The following is a 26,209-nucleotide window of genomic DNA, read 5'->3' as shown; positions in this document are numbered from 1 at the left end:
ACCCAGAATTCGGCCATCGACAACTTTCTGGAGCATTTCATGACACGCAACGGCACGGTCCTTGTCCTGGGCGCGACGGGCGGCATCGGCGGCGAGGTGGCACGGCAACTGGTCCATGCCGGATGGCAGGTGCGAGCCCTCAAGCGCGGCGCGACCGAGGGTCGCAGGGACGGCATCACCTGGCTCTCGGGAGACGCGATGGACCGGCAGGCCGTCATGGACGCCGCGAAGGGTTGCTCGGTCATCGTGCATGCGGTCAACCCGCCCGGCTACCGCAACTGGGCGCAGCTGGTGCTGCCGATGCTCGACAACACCATCGCCGCCGCCAAGGCCGAGGGCGCGACCATCGTGCTGCCGGGCACGGTCTACAACTACGGCCCCGATGCGTTCGGTGAACTGCTCGCCGAAGATTCGCCGCAGCACCCCGTCACCCGCAAGGGCGCGATCCGGGTCGAGCTGGAGCAGCGCCTCGAGGCAGCCAGCCGCAACGGTGCCCGCGTGCTGATCGTGCGCGCCGGCGACTTCTTCGGCCCGAAGGCCGGCAACAACTGGTTCTCGCAAGGGCTGGTGAAAGCGGGCCTGCCGGTCAAGGCCGTGAGCTACCCGGGCCGCGCGGACACGGCGCACCAATGGTCCTACCTGCCGGACGTCGCCCGCACCATGGTCGCGCTGCTGGGGCGCCGCGACAGGCTCGAACCCTTTGCGTGCTTTCACATGGCCGGCCACCGCGATGCGGACGGCACGCAGATGAGCGGCGCGATCCGCAAGGTGGTGGCACGCCGTACCGGCACCGAGCCGCGCGTGGCGGCCTTCCCGTGGTGGCTGCTGACGCTGGCCTCGCCCTTCGTCACCACCCTGCGCGAAATGCGCGAGATGCGCTACCTGTGGCAGACGCCGGTGCTGATGGACAACGCGAAGCTGGTGGCCTTCCTCGGGCACGAGCCGCACACGCCATTGGAAGAGGCGGTCGAGGTTTCGCTGGAAGGCCTGGGCTGCTTCGGTGCGGCGTTGGCGCCCGCAGCCGCCTGATCAGAAAACCGAGAGCCCCGTGCGCGTCACGAACAGTTCCAGCGCCTTCATGCCCAGCAGCGAGTTGCCGGTGGCGTCCAGCGCAGGCGACCAGACGCAGAGCGTGAGCTTGTCGGGCACCACCGCGACGATGCCGCCGCCCACGCCGCTCTTGCACGGCAGCCCGATGGAGAACGCCACGTCGCCCGCGGCGTCGTAGGTGCCGCAGGTCAGCATCAGCGCGTTGATGCGCCGCGTCTGGCGCTCGCCGGTGATCTCGGGCTCGCCATCGATCGGATGCGCGCCGTCGCGGCACAGGAAGGCCGCGGCGCGTGCGAGCTGGCGGCAGCTCATGCGCAGCGAGCACTGGTGGAAGTAGGTGTCGAGCACGGTGCCGACGTCGTTGTCGATCTTGCCGAAGCTCTTCATGAAGTTCGCGAGCGCGACATTGCGAAAGCCTGTGTCGGCCTCGGACTTCGCGACCTCTTCGTCGAAGGCGATCGGCTCTCCGCACAAACCGCTCATCAGCGAGAGGATGTCCGCCTTCGCGTTGCCGCCGTTGGCCGTCGCCTGGCTCACCAGCCGGTCGGCGACTGCGATCGCACCCGCATTGATGAACGGATTGCGTGGCTTGCCCTGCTCGTTCTCCAGCTGCACGAGCGAATTGAATGGATTGCCCGAGGGCTCGCGCCCGATGCGCTCCCACAGCGCGTCGCCCATGCGCTGCATCGCGAGGGTCAGCGTGAAGAGCTTCGAGACGCTCTGGATAGAGAACGGCACATCGCCGTCGCCCGCGAAGGCTTCTTCGCCATCGCAGGTACGCAGCGCAATGCCGAACTGCCGCGCATCGACGCGCGCCAATGCCGGGATGTAACTCGCCACCGTGCCGCCCTGGCCTAGTTGCGGGCGCAGGGTCGTGACGATGTCGTCGAGGACGTTCTGGAAGTTCATGGCTGCGCTCATGCCGTGCGCTGCGCCGCGGGGCGCCGGTTCACCAGCACGATGCCCAGCGCGACGCCCGCGAGCGCCACCATCAGCTGCAGCGTCAGCGGCTCCTTCAGCAGCACCACGCCGAACACCAGCGCGAAGAGCGGCGTGAGAAAGGTGAAGGACGACATCTGCGTGGCCGGGTAGTGCCGCAGCAGCCACATCCACGTGAGATAGCTCGCGAACGCGCCGATCACGGTCTGCAGGCCGATCGAGGTCCAGGCCCAACTGGAGTACGAAAAGCGCCAGGTCTCGCCGAGCGCGAGAGACAGCACGGGGCACACCGCCGCGGTCACGGCCACCTGGTAGAAGAGCGTCTTCTCCGCGCTCGCAGTGGCGAGCTTCGTGGTGCGCAGCGTCAACGTGGTCAGGCCCCAGAGCATGCCGGCCGCAAGCGCCATCGCGTCGCCGATGAGTTGCGAAGAACTCATGTGGTTGAAGCCCTCGCTGAACGCGAGCACCACGCCCGCGAAAGCAATGAAGAGCCCGAGCCATTGAAAGCCGCGCAGCCGCTCGGCCGGCACCCATCGCGGCAGCAGCAGCGAGACCCAGAACGGCGCGGTGTAGAGGAACACGGTGAGCCGCGAGGCGCTGGTGTGTTGCAGACCGAGGTAGATGCCGGCGAACTCGCCCGCGAAGAGCGCACCGGCCAGCAGGCCGGGCCACAGCGTGCCATCGCGCTCGAACAGCGGCACGCCGCGCGAGGCGCACCACAGCCACAGGAGCACGGTGGCGCCCACCATGCGGATCGAGGCCTGCCACATCGGCGGCACTTCGGTCACGGTGGTCTTGATGAGGATCTGCTGCAGGCCCCAGAACGCGCAACACGCGATGAGAAGGCCGATGGCGAGGGAGTCGAGGTGGGTCTTGCGCTGGATCATTCGGGTTGTTGTCATTGATTCATCGGCCGGCCACCGGATAGGGTGGCTGGCCTTGTGTACCGATCATCAGGTCGGGCACCACGGTCTCCACATCGGGCACCGCGCGCGCGGCGCGTTCGAGTTTCCTGGCCAGTGCGGCCGTTGGCACGCAGCCCTGCAGGTAGACCCAGCGGCGCTGGACCATCACCCAGACGCTGCCGCTGCGCACGCCCGGCACGGCCAGGAGCGCGGCGCGCACCTTGGGCGCGAGGGGCTTGTCGTAGCGGTAGGCGTTGCTGTCGGTGCACTTGCCGGCGAGCCAGCAGCTGGTGCCGCGCTCCAGCCGCGAGTGGGTCTGCAGGCGCCGCTCCTCGGCGGTATAGAACGGGCCTTCGGGCATGGCGCAGGCAGGAAGACCTGCGGACACCTGGAAGAACGGATCGTCGAACCAGTTCTGCTTGAGCGCTCCCGCTGCGTCCCGTGCCTGCTGCGCCATCGCGGTCTGCGCGGCCAGCAGCAGGATGGGCAGGAGCGCAGCGGCCCGCATCACAAGGGGTGTTCCGTGTAGAAACGCCCGCCGTGGAACAAGAGCGGCGAGGCGCCCGCGTTATGGGTGCAGCGCTCGACCTCGCCGACGAAGATCACATGGTCGCCTTCGTCGTAGCGGCTGCGGTTGAAGCACTCGAAGCTCGCCGCGGCGCCCACCAGCACGGGCGCGCCGCCGATGCCGCGGGTGAAATCCACATCGGCCCATCGGTCGATGTTCTTGGTGGCGAAGCGTTCGGCCAGTGGCTTCTGGTTCGCGGCCAGGATGTTGATGGCGTAGTGTGAGCCGGTGCTGAGCGCGGGCATCGAGCCCGCGGCACGGGCCAGGCTCCACAGCACCAGCGGCGGCGCGAGCGACACCGAATTGAAGGAGTTGGCCGTGAGGCCGACCAGCGTGCCATCGGCCGCGCATGCGGTGACGATGGTCACGCCCGTGGCGAACATGCCGAGCGCTTCCCGGAACTCGTCGGGCGAAAAGGTGGGCGGCTGGGCCCGGCGGGGAGTGGTCACTGAAGAAGCTGTGCGGTGGTCGGCAGGAAGGCCATTTTGGCTCAGTGCCTGGAGCGCTGCATCAACTCGGTCACGAGCCGGGTATAGACGATGGCCGCCGCCGAGGGCGTGCGGCCCGCGAGCGTGACCAGGCTGTAGTGCGTCTGCATGCGGGCGAAGCCGGTGACGGGCAGGGGCACGAGGGCGTCGGTATCGGTGTTCAGCGCGGGCGCATGCGGCGCGAGGATCACCGCGTTGGCGGTGAGGGCAAGGTGGCGCAGCGTGCCCGCGTCGTCGCAGGTGATGTTGAACACGCCGCGGTCGTCGCGGTGTATCTGGCGGTCGAAATGCGCCGCCACTTCGGCGGGGAGGTTGGGGCCGGCCAAGGGATAGTCCATGGCCTTTTCCAGGGTCACCTGCTTCAGCCGACGCAGCGGGTGCTTCGGTTGCACGAAGAACGACACCGGCAGGTCGGGCAGGCGCACGAGCTTGAGCCCGGGTTGCTTCTTCAGGTCGCGGGTGTCGGCGATGAACAGGTCGAGTTGCCGCCGGTGCAGGCGCTCGCTGAGCGTGGCGGTGTCGGCCACTTCCATGCGCATGAGCAACTGCGGGTGGCGCTGGGTCATCAGCGACAGGGCCATGCGCCCCAGCGTGCTGGCCGCGAAAGGCCCCAGCCCCACGGCGAGGCTGCCGATGGCCAGGCCTTCGAGTTGCAGCACGTCGCGCTGGATCTGCTGCGCATCCGCAAGGAGTTCACGGGCGCGCGTGAGCACCAGTTCGCCGGCCTGCGTGAAGCGCACGGTGCCATAGGCGCGGTCGACCAGGCGGGCCTGCAGGTTGTCTTCGAGGGTGTCGATGCTGCGCGAGAGCGCCGGCTGCGACAGGTGCACGGCCTGGGCGGCGCGACCGAAGCTGCCTTGCTCGGCAAGCGCGACGAGGTGCTGGAGCTGGCGCAGCTGCATTTTGCGTTTTCCGTAAAAAGGTTCAGCACATTTTGCATTTGCCAATGCTTCGGACGGTTCGGAGAATCGGGCGCCGTTCCTGCTTCACCGAAGACAAAGAGACACCGATGACCCCTTCTTCCTCCTTCTCCATGGCCCTGGTCGCGTTGGCCTGCACCTTCGGCAGCGCACAGGCTTTCGCGCAGATCGCACCCAAGCCGCCCGAGGCCGCCACGCTGAAAGCCAACGCCGACATGGCGAAGACGCTGCCCTTCGCCAACCGGCAGGACTTCGAGGACGCGATGCGCGGCTTCATCGGCACCGTGCCCGATGCGCTGGTGCCCAGTGCCGGCCCGCGCCCGGCGTGGAACATGAAGCCCTACGACTTCCTGAAGGCGAGCGAGCCCGCCGACACCGTCAATCCGAGCCTGTGGCGGCAGGCGCAGCTCAACGCGATCCACGGCCTTTTCAAGGTGACCGATCGCGTCTACCAGGTGCGCGGCTTCGACATCGCGAACATGACCATCGTCGAAGGAGACACCTCGCTGATCGTCATCGATCCGTTGCTCGCCGCCGAGACGGCGCGCGCGGCGCTGGAGCTGTACTACCAACATCGGCCGAAGAAGCCGGTCGGCACCGTGATCTACACGCACGGCCACGCCGACCATTTCGGCGGCGTGAAGGGCGTGGCGAGCGAGTCCGACGTGGCCGCGGGCAAGGTGCAGGTGATCGCACCGTCGGGCTTCATGGAAACCGCGGTGGCCGAGAACATCCTCGCGGGCAATGCGATGAGCCGTCGCTCGCAGTACCAGTTCGGCTCGCTCTTGCCGCCGGGCGCGCGCGGGCAGGTGGACACGGGCCTGGGCAAGGCGCTCGCGCGCGGCACCATCACGCTGATCGCGCCGACCTCGACCATCGACAAGCCGACCGAGGAGCGCACCATCGACGGCGTGCAGTTCGTCTTCCAGCTGGTGCCGGGCTCCGAGGCGCCGTCGGAAATGCTCATGTACCTGCCGCAGTTCCGCGTGCTCAACATGGCCGAGGACGTGACGCACACCATGCACAACCTCTACACGATCCGCGGCGCCGAGGTGCGCGACGGCAACCTCTGGGCGAAGTACATCGACCAGGCACGCGTGGCCTTCGGCGACAGGACCGACGTGCTGATCGCCCAGCACCACTGGCCGACCACCGGACGCGAGCGCATCGCCGACCTGCTGAAGAAGCAGCGCGACATGTACAAGTTCATCAACGACCAGTCGCTGCGCCTGCTCAACCAGGGCTACACCGCGGCCGACATCGCCGAGACGCTGCGCATGCCCGCGAGCCTGGAGCAGGAATGGTCCACGCGCGGCTACTACGGCACGCTGCGGCACAACGCGAAGGCGGTCTACCAGAAGTACCTGGGCTGGTACGACGCCAATCCGGCCAACCTGAACCCGCTGCCGCCCGTCGACTACGCGAAGAAGACGGTGCAGTACATGGGCGGTGCCGACGCGGTGCTCGCACGGGCGCGGGACGATTTCAAGAAGGGCGAGTACCGCTGGGTCGCAAGCGCGATGAGCCAGGTCGTCTACGCGGACCCCACGAACCGCGCGGCCCGCGAACTCGGCGCCGATGCACTCGAGCAACTCGGCTACCAGTCGGAGGCCGGCACCTGGCGCAGCGCCTACCTGGTGGGCGCGATGGAGCTGCGCAATGGCGTGCCGAAGATCCCGGGCGGCAGCAGCTCGAACGCCGACACGCTCAAGGCGGTGAGCAACGACCTCTTCTTCGACTTCCTCGGCGTACGGCTCGACGCGGCCAAGGCCGAGGGCAAGACGATGGTCATCAACTGGAACTTCACCGATTCGAACCAGCAGTTCGTGCTGACGCTGGAGAACTCCGCGCTCACGCACATCGCCGGCCAGCAGCCAGGGGCTGACGCCACGGTGACGCTGAGCCGCGCCACGCTCGATGCGGTCACGCTGAAGGAGACGAGCTTTCCCGCAGCGGTGATGTCGGGCAAGGTGAAGATCGAGGGCGACCGCGCGAAGCTCGGCGAGCTGATGTCGATGCTCGATACCTTCGAGCCGATGTTCCCTGTGGTGGAGCCGCGCAAGTGAGTGTTGGGGGGCTTGTTCGGGTGGGTGCACAGGCCACCGGGTACTCCCCTCCGCGAATGTCCTCCGGCCTGCGGCCTCCCCCTTGATTTCGCTGCGGGGCGCACCCGATGCCCTGCGCACTGGGGCTGGCTCTGGGTGAACAGCCGATCAACGACCGCTCTGAAAACGATCACACCGATGGGGTGCCTTGCGCAGCGAAATCAAGGGGGAGCCCGAAGGGCGGAGGACATTCGCGGAGCAAGGTGCCCCGTCGGCGTGATCGCCGCCCTGAATGCCCTGAACCTGTTTACCCAAAGAACCAGTAGCACACCGCGATCGCCGCGACCACGCCCGCCAGCTCGGCCAGCAGCGCGCAAGACACCGCATGCCGCGCGCGCTGGATGCCGACCGCGCCGAAGTACACGGCCAGCACGTAGAAGGTGGTCTCGGTGCTGCCCTGGATGGTGGCGGCCACCAGCGCGGGGAAGCTGTCCACGCCCTGGCTCTTCATGGTCTCGATCAGCATCGCGCGCGCCGCGCTGCCCGAGAAGGGCTTGACCAGCGCGGTGGGCATGGCGTCGACGAAGCGCGAATCCCAGCCGCCCGTGGTCACCAGCCAGCGCAGCCCGCCGAGGATGAAGTCGAGCGCCCCCGAGGCCCGCAGCACGCCGACCGCGCAGAGCATCGCGACGAGGTAAGGCAGCAGATTCTTCGCGATGTCGAAGCCTTCCTTCGCGCCTTCGATGAAGCATTCGTAGACCTTCACGCGCCGGATCGCGCCGGCCGCCAGGAACACGATGATCACGCCGAAGAGCACCAGGTTGCCCATCAGCGAGGAGAGCGAGGCGATCGCCGCGGCCGACAGCGTGCCCAGCAGTGCCATGAAACCGCCCAGCACCAGCGCGCCCGGGATCAGGTAGGCCAGCACCACCGGGTCCCACAGCCGCAGGCGTTGCGCGATGGCCACCGTGAGCAGCCCCACCAGCGTCGATGCGCTCGTGGCCAGCAGGATCGGCAGGAACACCATCGTCGGATCGGGCGCGCCCTGTTGCGCGCGGTACATGAAGATGGTGACCGGCAGCAGCGTCAGCGACGAGGCATTGAGTACAAGAAAAAGAATCTGCGCGTTGGTGGCGGTGACCGGGTCGGGGTTCAGCCGCTGCAGCTCCCGCATGGCCTTCAGGCCGATGGGCGTGGCGGCGTTGTCCAGGCCCAGCGCATTGGCCGCGAAATTCATCGTGATCAGCCCGAGCGCCGGATGCCCCGCGGGCACGCCCGGCATGAGCCGCCGGAACAGCGGCCCGAGCAGCCGCGCGAGCCAGCCCACCAGCCCCGCCACTTCGGCGATGCGCAGGAAACCCAGCCACAGCGTGAGCGTGCCGAACAGCAGCACCATCACCTCGACTGCGAGCCGCGCCATGGCGAACAGGCTTTCGACCAGCGCCGCGAACACGGTCGGATCGCCGCCGACGAGCCACCGCACCAGCGCCGCGAGCGCCGCCATCCCGAAGAAACCCAGCCACAAGCCGTTGAGCACGCTTTTTTCCTTTTGTCGGCGCGATCATAGGGCTGCGTGCATGCGCGCCCCGCGCTACAGTTCGGGCCATGCGCGCCTCCCTCGTCCGCAGTTTCACCGCCCTTGCCGCAGTGCTGGCAGCTGCATGGCTGACCGGTTGCGTCAGCCTGCCGCCGCCGGAGCCGCGTGCGCCGGTCACGGCCTTTACAGACGTGGCGCAGACCGAACTCGCCCAGCTCGCGGCCAAGGACGTGCCGGGCAACTCCACCGCGCTCTCGGGCTTCCGGCTGCTGCCCGAGGCGGCCTTCGCGTTCGATGCGCGCATCTCGCTCGCGCGCCACGCCGAGAAATCGCTCGACGTGCAGTACTACCTGATCCAGAAGGACGACGTGGGCCTGCTGTTCCTGAAGGAGCTGCGCGAGGCGGCGGCGCGCGGCGTGCGGGTGCGCCTCCTGGTGGACGACCTCTACACGGCCGGCGAGGACGAGGTGTTCAGTTCCTTCTCGGCCTTTCCGAACGTCGAGGTGCGGCTCTTCAATCCGCTGCCGTCGCGCGCGAACTCGCTGACCACGCGGCTCCTGTTCTCCCTCACCGATTTCGGCCGCATCAACCACCGCATGCACAACAAGATGCTGATCGCGGACAACAGCTTCGCGGTCTCGGGCGGGCGCAACATCGGCAACGAGTACTTCATGCGCAGCACCGCCGCGAACTTCATCGACATGGATGTGATCTCCAGCGGCCCGGTCGTGCGGCAGATGTCCGAAGGCTTCGATCGCTACTGGAACAGTTCGCACACCTGGCCCATCGAGCGCATCGCGCCGCTGCGCTCGACGCCCGAGGCCGCGCAGCGCCGCTTCGACGAGATCGTGCGCACGGCCGTGCCCGACGTGCCGATCCGTCCGCGCGACGTGCTGAACAAGTCGCCGGTCGGCGAGCAGCTGATCACCGGCAAGATCGACCGTTACTGGGCGCTGGGCACGCTGTTCGTGGACGACCCCGAGAAGATCACGCGCAAGGCCGACGAGGCCTATGCAGGCAGCGTGACCGAGGGTGCGCTGAGCGTCATCAACTCGGCCAGGCGCGAGGTCAAGATCGGCTCGCCGTATTTCATTCCGGGCACGCGCGGCATGGCGATGATGAAGAAGGCCATCGAGAGCGGTGGCCGCATCACCGTGATCACCAACTCGCTGGGCGCCACGGACGAGCCGCTGGCTTATGCGGGCTACGAGCGCTACCGCGCCGACATGCTGAAGATCGGTGTGACCATCTACGAGATCGCGCCCATGCTCTCCGCGCGCTCGGGGCAGTTCGGCGACTTCGGAAAGACGATCAGCCGGTTGCACGCCAAACTCGCGGTGATCGATGACGAGCGCTTCTTCGTCGGCTCGATGAACCTCGATCACCGCTCGGCGGCAGTCAACACGGAAGTGGGCCTCGTGATCGACAGCCCCGAACTCGTGGGCGACTACAACAAGCTCATGAACAACCAGCGCATCAACCTGGGCTACCGGTTGCGTCTGGCACCCAACGGCCGGCGCGTGCAGTGGCTCGAATACGACGATGCCGGCGGCGACATCGTTCACGAGGACGAACCCGGCGAATTCCTCTGGCTGCGCTTCAAGAACTGGCTGCTGCTGCCCATCGTGGGCGAAGAACTGCTGTAACCCCTTGCCGGCCGACGGGGCCGGCTGTCATCTCCGGATCGGCGACGTACGTTACATTTCTGATTGAAATGTGTATTTTTGTCACCGAATTCTGGAGTCCCTGACCATGACCGTTCCCGCGCAGCGCGTGCCCCTGGCGCCGCCCACCCCCAGCCGTCGCCGTGTGCTGACCGGCCTGGCCGCCACCGCCGCCGCGGGCCTGGGCATGCCGGCCTTCGCGCAGGGCAAGCCGATCCGCATCGGGACCACCTTCGACAACAGCAGCGTCGAGAAGGCCAACGGGCAGGGGCTTTTCCAGGGATCGAGCGCGTTCTTCAACGCGCTGAACAAGTCGGGCGGCCTCAACGGCACCAAGGTCGAGCTGGTCATGGCCGACGACACCTTCAAGCCCGATGTGGCCAAGGCCAACGCGCTGGCCTTCGAGAAGGACAGCTCGGTGCTCGCGCTGCTGCACCCGCTGGGCACCCGCCAGACCTCGGAAGTGATGGACGCCGTGCCCGGCATGGCCGTGGTCGGCCCGATCACCGGCACGGTCGCGCTGCGCAAGAAGACCGCGCCCAACACCTTCTGGGTGCGCGTGAACTACGACCAGGAAGTCGAGAAACTGGTGACCACGGCGGCCGTGCTGGGCCAGAGCCGCATCGGCCTCGTGCATTCGAACGATCCGCTGGGCCAGTCGGTGCTGGCGGCGTTCAAGACGGCGCTCGCCAAGGCCAAGCTGGAGCCGGCGGTGATTGCGACCACGCCCAACACCACCAGCATGGAGGTCGGCCCCGCGGCCGAGGCCATCGCCAAGGCCAAGCCGCAGGTCATCATCATCGGCCTGGCCGGCACGGCGCCGGTCTTCATGAAGGCGCTGCGCGACGCCGGCGGCACGAGCTCGGCCTACGGCCTTTCGATCACCGCGAGCGCGCTGGCGGCCATGGGCGACCTGGCGCGCGGGCTGGGCTTCGTGATCGTGGTGCCCTCGCCGTACTCGACCAAGTTCGAGATCGTGCGCCGCTACCAGGCCGACATGGTGGCCAACGGCACCAAGGACTTCTCGCTCACCAGCCTGGAGGGCTACATCAATGCCGCCGTGCTCGCCGAGGGCCTGCGCCGCGCCGGTGGTTCGCCCACGCGCGCCTCGGTGATGGCGGGCCTGGCCAGCATCGAGAACTTCGACCTGGGTGGGTTGAAGATCAACTACGGCCGCACGAACCGCGAAGGCGGGCACTTCGTGGACGTGGCCGTGATCGGCAGCCGCGGGCAGATGCTGAGCTGAGCTGCGCGGTAGCGTCCATCGGTACTTCGGTGGACGCGGGGTCGCTTACGGGAGGCGCGACCTTACAGTGCAGGCATGGTCCTCGACTTCTGCATCTCCTTCGGCCTGGCCGCCCCCGTGGTGCTGAGCGTCGTCCTCTATCAGGTCGTCCACCGGGCCGTGGCGCAGGGGCGCATGGGTCCGCTGGCTGCCAGCCTTGCCTACGGCCTGTGCGTGGCGGCGCTGCCGCTGGGGGTGTGGTGGGGCGTGCACGCGCTCGCGGAGTTCTACATCGTCGGCGAGGGCACCTCGTTCCTGAAATCGGTACTGCAGATCGGGCTGGCCTTCCTCATGTATGCGTACCTCTGCATCTCGTGGGCCCTGAGCTTCGTGGCGGCGTGCCTGGCCGCATGGCGGTTCACGGTCTGCGCGAAGCGGTTGAAGCAGGAGACCGTGGCCTGACGCCGAGCCGGTCGTTCAGCTCGCCAGATCCTCGGCGATTCCCACGCCCAGCAGCCCTTCGAGCAGCCCTTTGTCGGCCGCGAGCCCCGCGCTCGGGCCGGCGTGCACCACGGTGCCGCGCTCCAGCACGATGGCCTGGTGCGTCATTTCCAGCGCGAGCACCGGATGCTGCTCGACCACGATCGACGCCAGGCCTTCCGATTCGCACAGGCGCCGGATCGCCGCGGACAGCTCCTCCACGATGATCGGCGCGAGGCCCTCCATCGGCTCGTCGAGGAGCAGCAGCTTCGGGTTGGTCATCAGCGCGCGGCCGATGGCCAGCATCTGCTGCTCGCCGCCCGAGAGCTGGCTGCCGTAGTTGCCGCGGCGCTCCCGCAGGCGTGGGAAAAAGTCGTAGACGCGCTTCAGGTTCCAGCCGCCCAGCCGCGCGATCACCGTGAGGTTCTCCTCGACGGTAAGCGAGGGGAACACTTCTCGCTCCTGCGGCACCCAGCCCAAGCCCGCGCGCACGCGCTGATGCGAGGGCCAGCGCGTGATGTCCGCGCCCTGCCACCGGATCGCCCCCTGCATCACGCGGGTGTTGCCCATCAGCGTCTCGAGCAGCGTGGTCTTGCCCACGCCGTTGCGCCCGAGGATCGCGAGGCTCTCGCCCTGCTGCAACGAGAAGTCGAGACGGTCGAGCACCACGGCATTGCCGTAGCCGGCGGTGACGTGGTCGAAGGCGAGCGCTTCAGGCATGGTGGTGGGAGCTTCCAAGGTAAACCTCGCGCACGCGCGGATCGGCACCGATTTCGGCGGGCGTGCCCTCGGTGAGGATGCGCCCGCCCACCAGCACCGAGATGCGGCGCGAAAACCGGAACACGAGCTTCATGTCGTGCTCGATGAAGAGCACGCTGATGTCGTCGGGCAATGCCGCGATGGCTTCGAAGAGCTCGCCGCTTTCGCCTTCGGGCACGCCGGCCGCGGGTTCGTCGAGCAAGAGGATGCGGGGCTTGGCCGCGAGCGCGAGCGCGATCTCCAGCAGCCGCTGCTTGCCATAGGCCAGTTCGGAGACCGGCACGTCGGCGAGGCTGTCGAGCTTCAGCTTGGCGAGCAGCGCATGGGCCTCGTCGAACACCGCGGTGCAACCCTTGAGCGGCCGCCACCAGGTGGCACCCAGCCCTTCGCGCTCGCTGATCGCCAGCACCACCGACAGCAGCGGCGTGAGACTTGGGAACAGCGTGTTGATCTGGAAGGTGCGCGCCAGTCCCATGCGGGCGCGCTTGTCGCCCGAGAGGCGCGTGATGTCGCGCCCGCCCATATGGATCGATCCGCTCGTGGGCTTGAACACGCCGGTGAGCAGGTTGATGAGCGTGGTCTTGCCCGCGCCGTTGGGCCCGATCAGCGCCTGGCGCGCGCCGGGTTCGAGCGAGAGGTTCACCTCGCTCACCGCCTGGAAGGCGCCGAAGCGGATGCCCAGATCGCGGGTGCGCAGGGTATGGGTGGAGCTCATCGTGCCTTCCCCATTCGCACGAAGCGCGACAGCGCGCCCATGATCCCGCCGCGCCCCAGCATCACAGCCGCGATCAGGAAGATGCCGAGCCAGAACATCCAGTACTGCGGGTTCATGTCCGCGAACCCATCGTGCACCAGCATGTAGACGATGGCGCCAATCATCCCGCCGTACAGGCGCCCGGTGCCGCCGAGCACCAGGATGATCAGCACCTCGGCCGAGCGGTTGAAGCCGATCGATTCGATGCCGACGAACTGCGTGGTCTGCGCGAGCAGCGCGCCCGCCACGCCGGCCACCGCGGCCGAGAACGCATAGGCCATGCGCAGGCGCGCCTCGACCGGTGAGCCGATGGCGGTCATGCGCTTGCGGCTGTCGTGGATGCCGCGCAGCGTCAGCCCGAACGGCGAGCGCAGCACCAACCGCACGAGCAGGAACATCGCGAGCACCACGCCGAAGGCATAGCAAAAAGCGGTCTTGCCGTAGAGGTCGAAGTCGAAGAAGCCGAGCACCGGCGCGATGACGACGCCCTGCAGCCCGTCGGTGCCGCCCGTGATGCCCGAGAGCCGGTTGGCCAGTTCGTACAGCAGCACGCACACGCCGATGGTGATCATCAGCCGCGTGAGGTCGGCGCCGCGCACCACGAGGTAGCTGAGCACGTAGCCGAGCAGGCCGCTCACGACCAGCGCGAACACGAGGCCGGTGAAGGGCTCGCTCCAGCCGTACTTGGCGAGCAGGCCCGCCGCGTAGGCGCCCGCGCCGAAGAAGGCGGCATGGCCGACGGTGAGGATGCCCGCGTAGCCGAGTGCCATGTCAAGCGACACGGCGAACAGGCCGAAGATCATGATCTGGCTCATCAGCGTGAGCTTGTCTGGGAGCAGGAAGAAGCTCGATGCGAGTGCAAGCCAGAAAGCGATCTCGGCGATGCGCAGGCGCGTGGGGGTCATCGTCACGGGCTTCATGCTTTTTGACCTTCTTGCTGTTGTGTTCGGCGCTGTTGTTCAGGGCGCGTGCACAGGCCGCCGGGTGCTCCCCTCCGCGAATGTCCCCCGCCTTCGGCTCCTCCTTTATTTCGCTGCGGGGAGCACCCGACGCCCTGTGCACCGGGGCACGCCGCTGGTGACCGAGCGATCAACCACCGCTGCTTGCAACGCTCACGCCGATGGGGTGCCTTGCGCAGCGAAATCAAGGAGGAGCCCGAAGGGCGGGGGACATTCGCGGAGCAAGGCACCCCGTCGGCGTGAGCCCGCCCTGAACAACGCAAGCGGTGCTTCATGCGAGCCCCTTCTTCGCAACAATCCCGTTCGGCCGCACCAGCAGCATGACGACCATGAAGACGTAGATGAGAAAGGCGCCCGCTTCAGGCCAGTAGTACTTGCCCGCCACATCGACGATGCCCACCAGCAGCGCCGCAATGAACGGCCCGGTGGCGGTGCCCGCACCGCCCACGCACACCACCATCAGAAAGTAGACGAGGTACTTGAGCGGGAACGAAGGCTCCAGTCCCAGCATGCCCAGGCTCAGCGCGCCGCCCAGCCCCGCAAGGCCGCAGCCCAGCGAGAAGGTGAGAAAAAACAGGCGCTGCACATGGATGCCGGTGCCGCCCGCCACGCGCTGGTTGTCCACCGCCGCGCGCACCATCGCGCCGTAGCGCGTCTTGCCCAGCACCAGCAGCAGCGCGGCCAACACGGCCACGCCGCAGACGATCAGGAAAAGCCGGTAGCGGCCCACTTCGAGCCCGCCGATGGCCACCTGTCCGTCGAGCGCCGGCGGCAGCGTGAACGGCTGCATCGTCGGCCCGAAGAAGTAGGTGAACGCTGCAATAGACACGAACACCACGCCGATGGACAGCAGCACCTGGTCCAGCGGATGCGCGCGGTACAGCCGCCGGTAGAACACGAGCTCCAGCACCGCGCCCACCAGCGCCGCGGACACGAAGGCCGCCGCGAGGGATAGCCCGAAGCCGAGCCCCCAGTGGTTCATCAGCAGGCTCGCCGCATAGCCGCCCACCATCGCGAAACTGCCGTGCGCGAGGTTGACGAAATTCATCAGCCCCATCGTGATGGACAGGCCCACGCCGATGAGGAACAGGAGCATGCCGTAGGCCACCCCGTCGAAGATCACGATGCCCATGGGCCTCCTGTTGCTGGCTGCGCTGCTTGCTGACGTGCGGGCTTAGTTCGAGCTTTCCTTGGCCGGGTCTTTCACGCGGTCGAACTTGTCGAACTCCACGTTCACCAGCTGGCCGTTCACGCGTTCGGTCTTGCGGATGTAGACGGTCTGCACGATGTCGCGCGTGAGCGGGTCCACCTCGATCGGGCCGCGCGGGCTCTCGAAGCGCAGGCCGCGCAGCGCATCCATGAACTTGTCGCCGCTGGCGTCGCCCTTGGTTTTTTGCAGCGTGAGGTCGATGGCGGCCATGGCGTCGTAGGCGGTCACGGCGAAGTAGCTGGGGCGCAGCTTGGCGCCGTTGTCGGCGGCGAAGTCCTTCACGAACTTCTGGTTCTTCGGCGAGTTGTGCGCAAACGAGTAGTGGTGGCTGGTGACCAGGCCCAACGCCACGTCGCCGGTGGCGTCCAGGTAGCTGTCGTCGGTGGCTTCGCCGGTGGCGTAGAGCTTGATGCCGGCCTGCTCCATGCCGCGCTCCTTCCACACCTTGAGGAAGGCAGGCGGCATCACGCCCGAGGGGAAGAAGAAGAACACGGCCTGGGGCTTGGCGTCCTTGATGCGCTGCACGTAGGCCGAGAAGTCGGGGTTGTTCATCGGCGTGCGCACCTCGCCCGAGACCTTGCCGCCGCCGGTGGTGAAGGTCTTCTTGAAGGCGGTTTCGGCATCCACGCCCGAGGCGTAGTCGGCGACCACGGTGTAGGCGTCCTTGATGCCCTCCTTGAGCATGAAGCGCGCCATCGGGTCGGTGACCTGCTGCACGGTGAACGACAGCCGCGCGATGTAGGGCGAGCTGTTGGTGATGGCCGACGAGGCCGCGTTCATGACGATGGTCGGAATCTTGGCCTGCGTGGCGATGGCGCCCACGGCGTAGGCGTTGGGGCTGAAGTCCAGGCCAGTGAGGATGCTCACCTTGTCGCGCACGACCAGCTCCTGCGCGATGCGCTTGGCGGCATCGGGCGCGGGGCCGGCGGTGTCTTTCTTGATGATCTCGACGGTGCGCCCGCCCACCTTGCCGCCGTGCTCCTTGAGGTACAGCGCGATGCCTGCGTCGAACTGGCGGCCGTAGTCGGCGTAGGGGCCGGAATAGGTGGCAATGAGGCCGATGCGCAGCGGCTCGTCGGCAGCGTGCGCGGCCACGGTGCCCAGCATGCCGAAGCCGGCGAGCAGGAGGGTCGAGAGAACGGTTCTCTTCGTCATCGTCGTCATGAAAAAACGCCTTTCAGGTGGAATGGATGGATGCGGAGCGGGCGAGTGTGCGTCAGACCTGTGACTCAGGAACGCGCACCCTCAGGCCATCGAGGGCGGCTGTCACGTTGAGCTGGCAGCTCAGCCGCGAATTGGATTGCCGCTCGGACGCGACGGCCTCCAGCAAGGCGCTTTCCATGTCGTCGGGCGGCGGCAGCAGGCCGGCGAAGGCCTCGTCCACGTAGACGTGGCAGGTGGCGCAGGAGCAGCAGCCGCCGCATTCGGCATCGATGCCGCGCACGTTGCCGCGGATGGCGGTTTCCATGACGCTGGCGCCGACCTTGGCGTCGACCGCGCGCGTGGTGCCGTCCTTGAGGATGTAGTGGATCGTGGGCATGGGGTTCAAAACATGTCGAAGTACTCGCGGTGTTCCCACTCGCTGACTTCGAGGTTGAAGCGGGCGATTTCCGCTTCCTTGATGTGGCAGAGGTAGTCGATGAAGACCTTGCCCATCTGCGTGTTGAGCATCTCGTCGCGGCGCAGGCACGCGAGGGCGTCGCCGAGCGAACGCGGCAGGTGTTCGGCCGGCGTTTCATACGGCGCATCGGCCGAGGGTCCGGGGTCCGTCTTGTGGCGGATGCCGTCGAGGCCCGAGAACAGCTGCGATGCGAGGTACAGGTACGGATTGGCCGTCGGCTCGCCCACGCGGTTCTCGATGCGCGAGGCGCTCTGGCCCACGCCGCCGAGCACGCGCAGCATCGCGCCCCGGTTGTCCTTTGCCCAGATCGCGCGGTCGGGCGCGAGCGAGAAGGGACGATAGCGCCGGTAGCCGTTGATCGTCGGGCTCGCAAGCGCGGCAGCACCGCAGGCGTGCGCCTTCAGGCCGCCCAGGTAGTGCATGCCGATCTCGCTCAGGTCCTGGCCTTCGGCGTCGGGCATGAACGCATTCACGCCATCGCTCTTGCGCCGCAGCGATTGGTGCAGGTGCCAGCCGCTGGACATCACGTTCGGGATCTTCGGCCGGCACATGAAGCTGGCGTGCAACCCGTTGCGCTGGCAGATCTGCTTGATCGCGCTACGCAGCAGCACCATGGTGTCGGCGGGCATCACGCCGGCCGTGGGGCCGAAGGTCAGCTCGAACTGGCTCGGGCCGAATTCGATCTCGAGCGAGCGCAGCGGCAGGCCGAGCGCGATGAGGTTCGAGCGCAGCAGCTCCATCAGCCCGTCGACGCGGTCGTAGCGCAGCTCGGTCAGGTACTGGTGGCCGTGCGAGAGCAGCGACACGCGCGGCGGCTCGCCGGGCTGGCCCGAATCGGCCAGGCCCATGCGCGCATCCTCGAGCTTGAAGACGTGGAACTCCACCTCGAGGCCGGCGATGAAGTCGAGCCCCAGTTCGTCGAGCTGCCGCACCGCCCGTTGAAGGATCTGCCGCGTCGCGAAGGGGCAAGGCTTGCCGTCGGCCATGTAGGCGTCGCACAGGATCCAGCCGGTGCGCGGCGCCCACGGCAGCACCTTGAAGGTGGCGGGGTCGGCCACGATGGTGAAGTCCGCGCCGCCCTGCAAGCCCTCGATGGCGAAGCCGCCGTTGGTGGTGAAGACCGGGAACACGGTCTTGTGCGAGGTGTCCTTGGCCAGCAGCGTGGAGGTGAGGTTCACGCCCTCCCACAGCGCCGAGCGCGCCTCGGTGGCAACCAGCGTCTTGCCGCGCAGGATGCCGTGCTGGTCGGGCCAGGCGAAGCGCACGAGGTCGACCTCGCCGCTGTCGATGCGGCGCACCAGCTCGCGCGCCTGTGCATGCTGGTCGTCGGACCAGAGACCGAAGCGGTCGACGAATGAGTTCTTGTTGCTGCTGCTCATGGCGTGTGCTCAGGCGGCCAGCCGCGCGGAGGCCCAGTCGGACTTCAGGCGCCGTGCGCGGTCAGCCTCCTGCCAGTAGGTCTCGGTGGCCGCTTCGTCCACCACGTGGCCGATGCCGTCGATGGAGGGCGGACCGGTCATGGCGCTGGCCTGTGCGGCGTCGATGAGCATCGGCGCAGTCTCGCCGGCCAGCGTGGCCTCGATGGCCTTCACCAGCACGCGGCGGTAGGCAATGATTCCCTTGTCGGTGCTGCCCAGGTGCTCGCGCGTGCGGTCCTGGATGGCGCCCTGCGATTCCACCGCCCACTGGTCGTGCACGTTGATGTCGTCGCCCATGCCGGTGTAGGTTTCGGTGAGCTGCTCGTCGATGCTGTAGCCGTAGTTGTTGCGCTTGTTCTTGCGCGAGGTGTAGTCGGGCAGCTCGTAGAGCTTCAGGCGCTGGTCGCGCATCTGCTCTTTGTCGACCGGGCCGGTGAAGCTGGTGAAGATGGCGTACCAGTAGCAGTGGGTGTCGTCGACCGGCACATGCCACTGCGAGATGGTCATCTCCGCGCTCATCGGGATCACGAAGGCCTGCGGGAACACCACGTTGGTCACGCGCACATGCGTCGTTTTTTCAGTGAGCTTGCGCAGCGCCTTCAGGCGGAAGCCGTAGTCGGTGGGCTCCACGCTGATCTCGGGCCGGTCGTACTCGCGCAGCACCTTGGTGATCGGCATGTCGGAGTCGGCCGAGGCGCCGCGGAACTGCTTGCCGTAGCTCTCGGAGGTGTCTTCGTCCTCGAAGAAGCGGTGCAGGTACGAGGCGTGCGCGGGGTCGATGCCCACTTCGAGCGCCTGCAGCCAGTTGCATTCGAACAGGCCCTTGAACGCGAAGGTGTGGGTGTCGGGGGCGACGAAGCAGTCGAAGTCGGGGAAGGCCGGCGGCTCGCCTTCGCCGATGTACGCGAAGACCACGCCCGCCTTCTCGACCACCGGATAGGCCGACTGCTTGATGCGGCTGCACAGCTTGCTGGTGGCGGGTTCGGCGGGCGTTTCGAGGCAGTTGCCCTTGGCGTCGAAAAGCCAGCCGTGGAAGGCGCAGCGGATGCCGCCGTTTTCCAGCCGTCCGAAGGCGAGGTCGGCGCCGCGGTGCGGGCAATCGCGGTCGAGCATGCCGAGCTGGCCGTTTTCGTCGCGGAACAGCACGAAGTCCTGGCCCATGAGCTTCACCGGCTTGACCGGGCGCGGGCCCGTCAGCTCGTCGGCCAGGGCCACCGGCTGCCAGTAGCGGCGCAGCAGCTTGCCGGCGGGGGCGTCGCGTCCGACGCGGGTGATGAAATCGTTCTGCTCGGCGCTGATCATCGTGCGGGCTCCATCGTGGGTGCTTCGGAAAGAGGTGTGCAGGCATTGCATGCAACGGTATGCATTGTCTTGGTGATCTTCGATCCGGGTCAAACTTTCATCTGCCCTTTTGCCCTGATTTGGGCTTGAAGCGACTTAAATAAGGGTTAACGCTCAGTGTGATGTTTGGTTTTGACACATGTCGTGCAGAAATGCATGCAACAACCGAGCCAAAACAAATATGCTGCGTGCAATGACGGACCTGTCTCCTAGAATCCGCTCATTCCCGCTCCCGGCGCCTCCCGATGGACTCTCAACAATCCCGCGTGCTCGTGCAACTGCGCGACATGATCCTCAAGGGCGAATTCGTGCCTGGAGAGCGGCTGGCCGAGATCCCGCTCGCCGAGAAGCTCGAAGCCTCGCGCACCCCGGTGCGCCTGGCGCTCGCCAGCCTCGAGCACGAAGGCCTCATCGAGCAATCGCCCAGCGGCGGCTACCAGATGCGCCGCTTTACCTCGCAGGAAGTGGCCGACGCCATCCGTGTGCGCGGCGTGATCGAAGGCTTCGCGGCGCGCCTGCTGGCCGAAGACGGCGCCTCGCGCCAGCTGCTGCGTGACCTGAAGGATTGCCTGGACGCCGGCGACAGAGCGTCGAACAAGCCGACCATGGAAATCGACGACTACGCAGCCTACGTCGAGATGAACGACCGCTTCCACAAGCTGATCGTCGAGGGCTGCGGCAACCTCGCGCTCAAGCGGGTGATGGACATGCTCGGCGGCCAGCCCTTCGCCGCGCCCAGCGCGATGCTGCCGATGCAGTCGTCGATGGAAGAGGGCCAGCAGTGGATGCGCCAGGCGCACCGCACGCACCACGCGATGGTGCAGGCCATCGAGCGCGGCCAGGGCTCGCGGGCGCAGGCGCTGGGCGAAGAGCACGTCGAGATCGCGCGCATGAACCTCGACTACGCGCTGGAGCGGCCCGAACTCGCGGCCGAACTGATGCCGGGCATCAAGCTGGTTTCCAAAGGGCGCAACGCCTGAGCCGAACTCGCCAGTCTGCAAAATACCGAGCGGTATTTCCGCACTCGCCTCGTCTGGCCGGCGACGGCCACGACTAGAATTTCCGCATGACCACTGCTGCCGCTCCCGCCAAGCCCTCGTTCAAGGAACAGATGCTGCAGGCCCGCGAAGAGGCCATCGTGCAGACCGCCAACCGCCTGCTGGCCGAAAAGGGCTTCGAATCGATGACGGTCGACGAGGTCGCCGCCTCCGTCGGCATCGCCAAGGCCAGTCTCTACAAGCACTTTCCCAGCAAGGAAGATCTCGCTGCCGCCGCGATGGTGCGCCTCATGCAGCGCACGCAGGATGTACTGGCGTCGGTGCCGGCCGACCAGAAGCCCATCGACAAGCTGCGCGCGGTGGTGCGCTGGGCCATGGAAGCGCAGTTGGCCGGCGAGATGCCTTCCCTGCCTCACCAGAACTCCACCTTGCGCGCCGCGCTGATGAACAACCGCGGTTATCTCGACCGGCTGGTGCTGATCAGCGACACGCTCGGCGGCTGGATCCAGGCGGCCCAGGCCGACGGCACGCTGAATTCGAAGCTGCCGGCGATCGCCGTGCTCTACACGCTGTTCGCGCGCGCTTGCGATCCGGTGCTCGGTTTTCTCAAGGCAAGTGGCCTGCAGAGCGACGCAGAGATCGTCGAGCTCGTGCTCGGCACCTGTTTCGACGGCCTGGCTTCGCGCTGAACGGGATCTAGCTGTTGATGCCGCGCCGCGGCGTCACCACCGCCTCCACCGCCGCGCCCACCGCCAGCAGCCGGTGATCGGTGTTGCCGATGCCGGCCACCATCAGCCCGACCGGCGCGGTGCCCGCGTCGTGGCAAGGCACCGAGAGCGCGCAGCCGTCGAACAGGTTCACCACTGACGGGTTGCGCAGCATGCGGCCGTTGATGCGGTAGTAGGTCTCGTCATCCTTCAGCACCTCGGCGATCAGCGGCGCAATGTCGGGCGTGGTGGGCATCAGCATCGCGTCGTAGCCGGCGGCCGCGGCGTTGATCGAGCGGATGAACTGGCGGCGCAGCGCCTGCAGTTGCAGGTAGTCGGGCGCGGTGATCGTCTCGCCGGTCTTGATGCGCGCCAGCACGCGCGGGTCGTATTTGGCCGCGCCCGTCCTGATGAATTCGCGGTGCCAGGCGTAGGCCTCGGAGGCGGTGATCATGCCGCGCGGGTTGATGGTCGGCGCCTTGGCGAACTCGGTCATCGGCAACTCGGTCACCGTGGCGCCCGCGGCAGAGAGCTTGGACAACGCCGACGCAAAGGCCGCAGCCACGGGCGGCGAGAGATCGTCCTGGAAGAAGGTCTTCGGCACCGCAAAGCGCAGGCCGCGCAGCGAGACCACCTTGAGCGCGCGCGGCAGTTCGCCGGCCAGCACGGCGTCGAGCAGTGCGCAGTCTTCCACCGTCCATGCCATCGGCCCGGCCGAGTCGAAGGAGGTCGACAGCGGCATCACGCCGTCGAGCGGAATGCGGCGCTGCGTGGGCTTGAAACCCACCAGCCCGTTGAGCGCCGCGGGAATGCGCAGCGATCCGCCGGTGTCGGTGCCGACGGCGCCAGCCGCCATGCCGTCGGTCACCGAGATGGCGCCGCCCGAGGTCGAACCGCCGGGAATGCGCCCAGTCACGCGATCGAAGACGTTCTTCGGCGTGCCGTAGTTCGGGTTGATGCCCAGGCCCGTGTAGGCGAACTCGACCGTGTTGGTGCGCCCGATGACGATCGCGCCCGCGCGGCGCAGCCGCTCGACCACGACGGCATCGCGCTGCGCGGGCGGCTGGCCGAGCAGCACCGTGGAGCCGCCGAGCGTGGTGACGCCGGCTTCGTCGAATAGGTCTTTCAGCGAGATCGGGATGCCGGAAATCGGGGAGGCGGACTCGCGGCCGCTCTTGCGCTCGGCATCGAGCCGCGCCGCGGTGCTGCGCGCCGACGCGGCATGCACCTGGATGAAGGTGCGCGCGCCTTCGCCCGCGGGGTTCCGGATGGCGGCCAGCGCTTCTTCGACCAACTGGCTGCTGCTGAGCGATCCGGCCGCGAGGCGGCGCGACATCTCGGCCATCGACAGCTGGCCCATGGCCTTGCCCGCGGCCTCGGGCGCCTGGGCCAGCGCTTTGGGCAAGGCGGACAGCAGGCCGACCGCAGCCGCGGCGCCGGCCGTGTGTCGAAGGAACGTGCGGCGGTGTCGTGGCTGTGTCATGTCTCTCTCCGGGGTGGGCTCGAGGCAGTCTACACAGCGCGTGCGGCACGACCGTAGCCGGCCGTTACGGTGGCACGAGGGTCAGCGCACCTCGACCAGCAGGTCGGGGCGATAGCCTTCCTGCTCGCCGTTGCGCTTGTAGCCCAGCGGGTTGGCCACGACGCGGCAGCCGTCCTTTACATAGTCGAAGGCGCAGTGCAGGTGGCCGTGCAGCCAGAGATGGGCCTGGGGCAGCAGTTCATCCAGGGTGTTGCAGAAGCCGGCGGTGCCTGGCGTCAGGCCGTAGCGCGGATCGGCGCTCGCCAGCGTCGGCGCGAAGTGCGTGATGGCGACCGTGGTGCCATCGAACGGCTCGGCCAGCGCTTGTCGCAGCCACGCCTGGCACACCAGCGCCTGCTCGCGCAGCGGACCGGACAGGAAGATTTCGCCATGGCGCTGGGCGGCCATCTTTTCCAGGTAGAAGTCGGCCGCCCGCATCGCCTTGCCGCGTTTCTTGAGCGCCTCGGCCACGCTGTCCGTGGATTCGACCAGCGCATCGAAGTCGGCCCAGAGCGTGGTGCCGATGAAGCGGATGCCATCGATGACGAGGGTTTTGCGCTCGAGCCATCGGATGTCGAGCTCTTTGCAGAGGGCGCGCAGGCGCTCGTGCGTCTCGTCGAAGTCGGCGTTGTCGTATTCGTGGTTGCCCGGCACATAGACCACCGGCACCGGCCAGCCGTTGCGGGGCGAAAAACGGCCCAAGCCGAAATCGGTGTCTTCGAGGCGGGAGCCTTCCTGGTAGGAGCCGATGTCGCCGGCCAGGACCAGCAGGTCGGCGCCCGGAATCGGCTCGGCGTGGAAGCGGGGGTGGGACTCCAGGTGCAGGTCGGAGAGCAGTTGCAGCTTCATCGTCGGGCCAGTCTAGGTGAATTGCCCCATGCATGAAGCGCATAAGGTCAGGGTTGTTTTCCTAGGGAAAACCCTTAATCTTGGAGCATCAACCACTCAGAGCACGGCCACAAGCCGCGCAACACCATGTTCAGCCTCATCGCCCAAGTGGCCCGTTTCTTCCGTTCCTCCAGCGACATCGCACCGGCCAGCCACGCCGCCGCGCTGATGGAAAGCGCCGACGTTCGCGCCGGTCGCGGTGCGCACCACGCGCAGGAACTGCGCGCCGCCGCATCGGCCTGGCTCAGCGTCGTCCGCTGAGTCAACAACGCGGGTCAGCCGGGCAATTTCTGCCCGAGGATCGAGCCCGCGAAGGCTGCTGCGGCCGACCGCAACAGCGCGGTCCGCAGCCACTCGTGCGCATGCCCGTGCTGGGCGCGCCGATGCCAGATGGCATCCACATGCACCGGGGGCTGGTCGAAGGGCAGGTCGCGGAGCACCAACTGGTCGTCGATGCCTGTCACGGTCACGAAGTGACGTGGCAGCACGGTCAGCAGGTCTGAATTGGCCACCACCCGGCCAGCCGTGAAGAACTGGTTCACCGTCACCACGATGCGTCGCTCGCGGCCCATGGCACCCAGCGTCTGATCGATGAAGCCGTAAGGTCGTCCCGAAAAGCTCACCAGCAGGTGCCGGGCGGCGCAGTAGTCGTCGAGCGTGAGCGGCGCATCGGCCAACGGGTGGCCGCGGCGCATCACGCATACATACTGACCCAGGTAGAGCCGCTGGGTCTCGAACGGCACCCCCACCCCCGATTGTCCGCGCGCCGCCAGGCTAGCGATCACGGCCGGGAAGTAGCCGATCGCCATGTCGACCTCCTCGTTCTCCAACATGCGGCGCGGATCGCGGGTGGTGAGCGGCAGTACGCGCAGCGATATGGCGGGGGCCTCCAGCTCGGCGATCTGAACCAGGCCCGGGATCAGCTCTGCCGCAGTGGCGTCGGCCATGGCGAGCAGGAAGGTCGTGTCGGCGGTCGCCGCATCGAACTCGCCCGGCGCCAAGGTGTGTTGCAGCTGGCGCAGCGCGTCGCGCACGGTCGGCCAGAGCGCCAGCGCTCGGGGGGTGGGCTCCACCCCTGGCCCGGCGCGGCGTACCAGTTCGTCACCCAGCACCTCCCGAAGGCGCCGCAGCGCGTTGCTCACCGCCGGTTGGGTAATGGAGAGGTTGCGGGCCGCGCGCGTGAGGTTGCGCTCTGCCATCACCTCGTCGAAGACGCGAAGCAGATTGAGGTCGAGCGTGCGAAAGTTGACGTCCATCAGCACTGTGAATGATAAACATCAGAAAGATAAAGTGGCATAACACTAGGGTAACCCCTAATATCACCGCATCGGCACTCGTTGCCATTCATCCCCGGAGGGATCGCACCATGACCAGCTTTGTCCACGTTGACCAACCCACTGTCCACCCCGGCGTCCGTCGCGCCGAAGTTCTTTTCGGCCAGATCCAGGCCGCACGCGCCGGCGCTGAAGGCGCCCGTCCGCTGATCGCCTTGTTCACCGTTGCCATCGCGGCAGCGGTGCTGGTGGTTGCCGACACGCTCGTCTCCAACTGGAACGAAGGCGCGCTGCTCGCCGCATGGACCATCTTCTGCCTCGCAGCAATCGCCTTGTTTGCGCTGTTCGCAAGCTCGGTGCGCAAGAGCAGCATCGCCGGTCTCTGGCGCGCAGCTGCCGAGCGTCGTGCCGCTGCCAACGCTGATGCCCGCTTCATGGAAACCGCGAAGAACGATCCGCGCGTGATGCAGGAACTGCAAGCCGCCGTGTGGCGCCAGCAGTCGGAAGGCACCGTGCCCGCCGCTGCAGTCGCAAAGATCGACGCCCTGGCTCGCATGAGCGCCCGTTCGCAGGACGCCCGCATGCCGACGCTCTATGAAGCGATGCGACGCATGAACAGCTCGCGCTACTACTAAGCAGAGCAACTCGCTTGAGATAGACAGCCGCCTTCGGGCGGCTTTTTTCATGTGTGGGTGGATCTCGCTGCCCAGAGAGCGGCATGCACATCTCTACATCTCTATTAGTAAGTGGGGCGCAGGCGTTGCCTCCATCCGTATGCGCAAGCTGAGCTGGGTATTCGAGAACAAAATCTCACCGGGTAGCGTTAACCCGAAATATCGATGTATACTCGTGGGCTCGGCTGATGACGCTCCTGTAGCGCTTCGGTGGTTGCTCTGGAAGGGGTGGTTGCTGGAGAGTTGGTCGATAAAAAAACTTC

At 67.1% G+C, this 26,209-nt stretch carries 26 protein-coding genes; 9 read left to right on the top strand and 17 right to left on the bottom strand.

The features are described 5' to 3' along the window. Nucleotides 1-39 precede the first annotated feature (39 nt). Nucleotides 40-1,029, top strand: a complete 990-nt coding sequence (locus tag M2282_RS10565; protein WP_280808747.1) for an SDR family oxidoreductase — start codon at nucleotides 40-42, stop codon at nucleotides 1,027-1,029. Here M2282_RS10565 and M2282_RS10560 read toward each other — a convergent pair whose 3' ends face one another. From M2282_RS10560 to M2282_RS10540, 5 genes are read right to left on the bottom strand one after another with little or no spacing between them, the layout of a single operon-like run. Continuing rightward, nucleotides 1,030-1,959, bottom strand: a complete 930-nt coding sequence (locus M2282_RS10560; protein WP_432422890.1) for a glutaminase — start codon at nucleotides 1,957-1,959, stop codon at nucleotides 1,030-1,032. Nucleotides 1,960-1,967: 8 nt separating this feature from the next. Further along, a complete protein-coding gene (locus M2282_RS10555) occupies nucleotides 1,968-2,876 on the bottom strand; it encodes a DMT family transporter (RefSeq protein ID WP_280809176.1) in 909 nt (302 codons plus the stop codon). A gap of 19 nt (nucleotides 2,877-2,895) precedes the next feature. Next, a complete protein-coding gene (locus M2282_RS10550) occupies nucleotides 2,896-3,402 on the bottom strand; it encodes a BON domain-containing protein (protein WP_280808745.1) in 507 nt (168 codons plus the stop codon). Continuing rightward, nucleotides 3,402-3,911: a flavin reductase family protein gene (locus M2282_RS10545; RefSeq protein WP_280808744.1), complete on the bottom strand. Its 510-nt coding sequence runs from the start codon at nucleotides 3,909-3,911 to the stop codon at nucleotides 3,402-3,404. Before M2282_RS10545 ends, M2282_RS10550 begins: the two co-directional genes overlap by 1 nt. A gap of 41 nt (nucleotides 3,912-3,952) precedes the next feature. After that, the gene (locus M2282_RS10540) at nucleotides 3,953-4,852 is read right to left on the bottom strand and encodes a LysR family transcriptional regulator (RefSeq protein ID WP_280808743.1); all 900 of its coding nucleotides are present in this window, start codon (nucleotides 4,850-4,852) and stop codon (nucleotides 3,953-3,955) included. 107 nt (nucleotides 4,853-4,959) lie between these two features. On the opposite strand from M2282_RS10540, the gene M2282_RS10535 reads away from it, so the two are divergent. Further along, nucleotides 4,960-6,936, top strand: coding sequence for an alkyl/aryl-sulfatase (locus M2282_RS10535; protein ID WP_280808742.1), 1,977 nt, complete (start codon nucleotides 4,960-4,962; stop codon nucleotides 6,934-6,936). Nucleotides 6,937-7,222: 286 nt separating this feature from the next. Here M2282_RS10535 and M2282_RS10530 read toward each other — a convergent pair whose 3' ends face one another. After that, nucleotides 7,223-8,452: a nucleoside recognition domain-containing protein gene (locus M2282_RS10530; protein WP_280808741.1), complete on the bottom strand. Its 1,230-nt coding sequence runs from the start codon at nucleotides 8,450-8,452 to the stop codon at nucleotides 7,223-7,225. A 68-nt stretch (nucleotides 8,453-8,520) separates the two neighbouring features. On the opposite strand from M2282_RS10530, the gene M2282_RS10525 reads away from it, so the two are divergent. The 3 genes from M2282_RS10525 (at nucleotide 8,521) to M2282_RS10515 (ending at nucleotide 11,803) form a co-directional block, all read left to right on the top strand. Continuing rightward, a complete protein-coding gene (locus M2282_RS10525; protein WP_280808740.1) occupies nucleotides 8,521-10,098 on the top strand; it encodes a phospholipase D family protein in 1,578 nt (525 codons plus the stop codon). 106 nt (nucleotides 10,099-10,204) lie between these two features. Continuing rightward, nucleotides 10,205-11,362, top strand: coding sequence for an ABC transporter substrate-binding protein (locus M2282_RS10520; protein WP_280808739.1), 1,158 nt, complete (start codon nucleotides 10,205-10,207; stop codon nucleotides 11,360-11,362). A gap of 75 nt (nucleotides 11,363-11,437) precedes the next feature. After that, entirely contained in the window at nucleotides 11,438-11,803 is a 366-nt protein-coding gene (locus tag M2282_RS10515; protein ID WP_280808738.1) for a hypothetical protein, read from the top strand. 15 nt (nucleotides 11,804-11,818) lie between these two features. On the opposite strand, the gene M2282_RS10510 is transcribed toward M2282_RS10515, so the two are convergent. The 8 genes from M2282_RS10510 to M2282_RS10475 form a co-directional block, all read right to left on the bottom strand. Beyond that, on the bottom strand, nucleotides 11,819-12,541 hold the full coding sequence (locus M2282_RS10510; RefSeq protein ID WP_280808737.1) for an ABC transporter ATP-binding protein: 723 nt from the start codon (nucleotides 12,539-12,541) through the stop codon (nucleotides 11,819-11,821). Next, nucleotides 12,534-13,295, bottom strand: a complete 762-nt coding sequence (locus tag M2282_RS10505; protein ID WP_280808736.1) for an ABC transporter ATP-binding protein — start codon at nucleotides 13,293-13,295, stop codon at nucleotides 12,534-12,536. Before M2282_RS10505 ends, M2282_RS10510 begins: the two co-directional genes overlap by 8 nt. Next, nucleotides 13,292-14,254: a branched-chain amino acid ABC transporter permease gene (locus M2282_RS10500; protein ID WP_280808735.1), complete on the bottom strand. Its 963-nt coding sequence runs from the start codon at nucleotides 14,252-14,254 to the stop codon at nucleotides 13,292-13,294. Before M2282_RS10500 ends, M2282_RS10505 begins: the two co-directional genes overlap by 4 nt. A gap of 310 nt (nucleotides 14,255-14,564) precedes the next feature. Beyond that, on the bottom strand, nucleotides 14,565-15,425 hold the full coding sequence (locus M2282_RS10495) for a branched-chain amino acid ABC transporter permease (protein ID WP_280808734.1): 861 nt from the start codon (nucleotides 15,423-15,425) through the stop codon (nucleotides 14,565-14,567). A 42-nt stretch (nucleotides 15,426-15,467) separates the two neighbouring features. Next, nucleotides 15,468-16,667: an ABC transporter substrate-binding protein gene (locus M2282_RS10490; RefSeq protein WP_280808733.1), complete on the bottom strand. Its 1,200-nt coding sequence runs from the start codon at nucleotides 16,665-16,667 to the stop codon at nucleotides 15,468-15,470. 52 nt (nucleotides 16,668-16,719) lie between these two features. Continuing rightward, nucleotides 16,720-17,043: a 2Fe-2S iron-sulfur cluster-binding protein gene (locus tag M2282_RS10485; RefSeq protein WP_280808732.1), complete on the bottom strand. Its 324-nt coding sequence runs from the start codon at nucleotides 17,041-17,043 to the stop codon at nucleotides 16,720-16,722. 5 nt (nucleotides 17,044-17,048) lie between these two features. Continuing rightward, complete coding sequence (locus tag M2282_RS10480; protein WP_280808731.1) at nucleotides 17,049-18,503, bottom strand: glutamine synthetase family protein; 1,455 nt, start codon at nucleotides 18,501-18,503, stop codon at nucleotides 17,049-17,051. A 9-nt stretch (nucleotides 18,504-18,512) separates the two neighbouring features. Then, nucleotides 18,513-19,844 (bottom strand): aromatic ring-hydroxylating dioxygenase subunit alpha, encoded by a 1,332-nt coding sequence (locus tag M2282_RS10475; protein ID WP_280808730.1) that lies wholly within the window; start codon nucleotides 19,842-19,844, stop codon nucleotides 18,513-18,515. Between the two features lie 284 nt (nucleotides 19,845-20,128). On the opposite strand from M2282_RS10475, the gene M2282_RS10470 reads away from it, so the two are divergent. Both M2282_RS10470 and M2282_RS10465 read left to right on the top strand, forming a co-directional pair. Then, a complete protein-coding gene (locus M2282_RS10470; RefSeq protein WP_280808729.1) occupies nucleotides 20,129-20,863 on the top strand; it encodes a GntR family transcriptional regulator in 735 nt (244 codons plus the stop codon). An 86-nt stretch (nucleotides 20,864-20,949) separates the two neighbouring features. After that, nucleotides 20,950-21,570: a TetR/AcrR family transcriptional regulator gene (locus M2282_RS10465; protein ID WP_280808728.1), complete on the top strand. Its 621-nt coding sequence runs from the start codon at nucleotides 20,950-20,952 to the stop codon at nucleotides 21,568-21,570. A gap of 7 nt (nucleotides 21,571-21,577) precedes the next feature. Here M2282_RS10465 and M2282_RS10460 read toward each other — a convergent pair whose 3' ends face one another. Then, nucleotides 21,578-22,948, bottom strand: a complete 1,371-nt coding sequence (locus M2282_RS10460) for an amidase (RefSeq protein ID WP_432422896.1) — start codon at nucleotides 22,946-22,948, stop codon at nucleotides 21,578-21,580. 204 nt (nucleotides 22,949-23,152) lie between these two features. Continuing rightward, a complete protein-coding gene (locus M2282_RS10455; protein ID WP_280808726.1) occupies nucleotides 23,153-23,959 on the bottom strand; it encodes a metallophosphoesterase in 807 nt (268 codons plus the stop codon). Nucleotides 23,960-24,085: 126 nt separating this feature from the next. Between M2282_RS10455 and M2282_RS10450 the strand changes: the two genes are divergently transcribed. Continuing rightward, complete coding sequence (locus M2282_RS10450; RefSeq protein ID WP_280808725.1) at nucleotides 24,086-24,259, top strand: hypothetical protein; 174 nt, start codon at nucleotides 24,086-24,088, stop codon at nucleotides 24,257-24,259. 14 nt (nucleotides 24,260-24,273) lie between these two features. On the opposite strand, the gene M2282_RS10445 is transcribed toward M2282_RS10450, so the two are convergent. Further along, a complete protein-coding gene (locus tag M2282_RS10445) occupies nucleotides 24,274-25,254 on the bottom strand; it encodes a LysR family transcriptional regulator (protein WP_280808724.1) in 981 nt (326 codons plus the stop codon). A gap of 110 nt (nucleotides 25,255-25,364) precedes the next feature. Between M2282_RS10445 and M2282_RS10440 the strand changes: the two genes are divergently transcribed. Then, nucleotides 25,365-25,907 (top strand): hypothetical protein, encoded by a 543-nt coding sequence (locus M2282_RS10440; RefSeq protein ID WP_280808723.1) that lies wholly within the window; start codon nucleotides 25,365-25,367, stop codon nucleotides 25,905-25,907. Nucleotides 25,908-26,209: the final 302 nt, after the last annotated feature.

It is taken from the genome of Variovorax boronicumulans (genome assembly GCF_029892485.1).
Classification (GTDB): domain Bacteria; phylum Pseudomonadota; class Gammaproteobacteria; order Burkholderiales; family Burkholderiaceae_C; genus Variovorax; species Variovorax boronicumulans_B.
This window is presented reverse-complemented; position numbering and strand designations above follow the sequence as displayed.

What these genes read in the sequence shown, in the direction of transcription:
- M2282_RS10565 (WP_280808747.1), top strand. Translation starts at nt 40, where the DNA reads ATGACACGCAACGGCACGGTCCTTGTCCTGGGCGCGACGGGCGGCATC.
- M2282_RS10560 (WP_432422890.1), bottom strand. Translation starts at nt 1,959, where the DNA reads ATGAACTTCCAGAACGTCCTCGACGACATCGTCACGACCCTGCGCCCG.
- M2282_RS10555 (WP_280809176.1), bottom strand. Translation starts at nt 2,876, where the DNA reads ATGATCCAGCGCAAGACCCACCTCGACTCCCTCGCCATCGGCCTTCTC.
- M2282_RS10550 (WP_280808745.1), bottom strand. Translation starts at nt 3,402, where the DNA reads ATGCGGGCCGCTGCGCTCCTGCCCATCCTGCTGCTGGCCGCGCAGACC.
- M2282_RS10540 (WP_280808743.1), bottom strand. Translation starts at nt 4,852, where the DNA reads ATGCAGCTGCGCCAGCTCCAGCACCTCGTCGCGCTTGCCGAGCAAGGC.
- M2282_RS10535 (WP_280808742.1), top strand. Translation starts at nt 4,960, where the DNA reads ATGACCCCTTCTTCCTCCTTCTCCATGGCCCTGGTCGCGTTGGCCTGC.
- M2282_RS10525 (WP_280808740.1), top strand. Translation starts at nt 8,521, where the DNA reads ATGCGCGCCTCCCTCGTCCGCAGTTTCACCGCCCTTGCCGCAGTGCTG.
- M2282_RS10520 (WP_280808739.1), top strand. Translation starts at nt 10,205, where the DNA reads ATGACCGTTCCCGCGCAGCGCGTGCCCCTGGCGCCGCCCACCCCCAGC.
- M2282_RS10515 (WP_280808738.1), top strand. Translation starts at nt 11,438, where the DNA reads ATGGTCCTCGACTTCTGCATCTCCTTCGGCCTGGCCGCCCCCGTGGTG.
- M2282_RS10510 (WP_280808737.1), bottom strand. Translation starts at nt 12,541, where the DNA reads ATGCCTGAAGCGCTCGCCTTCGACCACGTCACCGCCGGCTACGGCAAT.
- M2282_RS10505 (WP_280808736.1), bottom strand. Translation starts at nt 13,295, where the DNA reads ATGAGCTCCACCCATACCCTGCGCACCCGCGATCTGGGCATCCGCTTC.
- M2282_RS10500 (WP_280808735.1), bottom strand. Translation starts at nt 14,254, where the DNA reads ATGAAGCCCGTGACGATGACCCCCACGCGCCTGCGCATCGCCGAGATC.
- M2282_RS10495 (WP_280808734.1), bottom strand. Translation starts at nt 15,425, where the DNA reads ATGGGCATCGTGATCTTCGACGGGGTGGCCTACGGCATGCTCCTGTTC.
- M2282_RS10490 (WP_280808733.1), bottom strand. Translation starts at nt 16,667, where the DNA reads ATGACGACGATGACGAAGAGAACCGTTCTCTCGACCCTCCTGCTCGCC.
- M2282_RS10485 (WP_280808732.1), bottom strand. Translation starts at nt 17,043, where the DNA reads ATGCCCACGATCCACTACATCCTCAAGGACGGCACCACGCGCGCGGTC.
- M2282_RS10480 (WP_280808731.1), bottom strand. Translation starts at nt 18,503, where the DNA reads ATGAGCAGCAGCAACAAGAACTCATTCGTCGACCGCTTCGGTCTCTGG.
- M2282_RS10475 (WP_280808730.1), bottom strand. Translation starts at nt 19,844, where the DNA reads ATGATCAGCGCCGAGCAGAACGATTTCATCACCCGCGTCGGACGCGAC.
- M2282_RS10470 (WP_280808729.1), top strand. Translation starts at nt 20,129, where the DNA reads ATGGACTCTCAACAATCCCGCGTGCTCGTGCAACTGCGCGACATGATC.
- M2282_RS10465 (WP_280808728.1), top strand. Translation starts at nt 20,950, where the DNA reads ATGACCACTGCTGCCGCTCCCGCCAAGCCCTCGTTCAAGGAACAGATG.
- M2282_RS10460 (WP_432422896.1), bottom strand. Translation starts at nt 22,948, where the DNA reads ATGGGCCAGCTGTCGATGGCCGAGATGTCGCGCCGCCTCGCGGCCGGA.
- M2282_RS10455 (WP_280808726.1), bottom strand. Translation starts at nt 23,959, where the DNA reads ATGAAGCTGCAACTGCTCTCCGACCTGCACCTGGAGTCCCACCCCCGC.
- M2282_RS10450 (WP_280808725.1), top strand. Translation starts at nt 24,086, where the DNA reads ATGTTCAGCCTCATCGCCCAAGTGGCCCGTTTCTTCCGTTCCTCCAGC.
- M2282_RS10445 (WP_280808724.1), bottom strand. Translation starts at nt 25,254, where the DNA reads ATGGACGTCAACTTTCGCACGCTCGACCTCAATCTGCTTCGCGTCTTC.
- M2282_RS10440 (WP_280808723.1), top strand. Translation starts at nt 25,365, where the DNA reads ATGACCAGCTTTGTCCACGTTGACCAACCCACTGTCCACCCCGGCGTC.